This is a genomic window from Streptococcus pseudopneumoniae, assembly GCF_001072665.1.
GTDB lineage: Bacteria > Bacillota > Bacilli > Lactobacillales > Streptococcaceae > Streptococcus > Streptococcus pseudopneumoniae_S.
Map to the genome: position 1 here is coordinate 1 of NZ_JVJI01000066.1, position 253 is coordinate 253.

Genomic DNA, 253 nt, shown 5'->3' on the forward strand with positions numbered 1-253 from the left:
AATGGCGCGAGACGGAATCGAACCGCCGACACATGGAGCTTCAATCCATTGCTCTACCAACTGAGCTACCGAGCCTTATTGCGGGAGCAGGATTTGAACCTACGACCTTCGGGTTATGAGCCCGACGAGCTACCGAGCTGCTCCATCCCGCGTTAATACAAAAGGAGGATGTGGGATTCGAACCCACGCACGCTTTTACACGCCTGACGGTTTTCAAGACCGTTCCCTTCAGCCGGACTTGGGTAATCCTCCA

At 54.5% G+C, this 253-nt stretch carries 3 tRNA genes; all 3 read right to left on the reverse strand.

The window, feature by feature from the left end:
• Positions 1–2 precede the first annotated feature (2 nt).
• The 3 genes from ADH52_RS04230 to ADH52_RS04240 all read right to left on the reverse strand — a co-directional run bounded on the left by ADH52_RS04230 (position 3) and on the right by ADH52_RS04240 (position 252).
• A tRNA-Phe gene (locus ADH52_RS04230) sits at positions 3–75 on the reverse strand.
• Between the two features lie 3 nt (positions 76–78).
• Positions 79–152: transfer RNA gene (locus ADH52_RS04235), tRNA-Met, on the reverse strand.
• A gap of 10 nt (positions 153–162) precedes the next feature.
• Positions 163–252: transfer RNA gene (locus tag ADH52_RS04240), tRNA-Ser, on the reverse strand.
• Position 253: the final 1 nt, after the last annotated feature.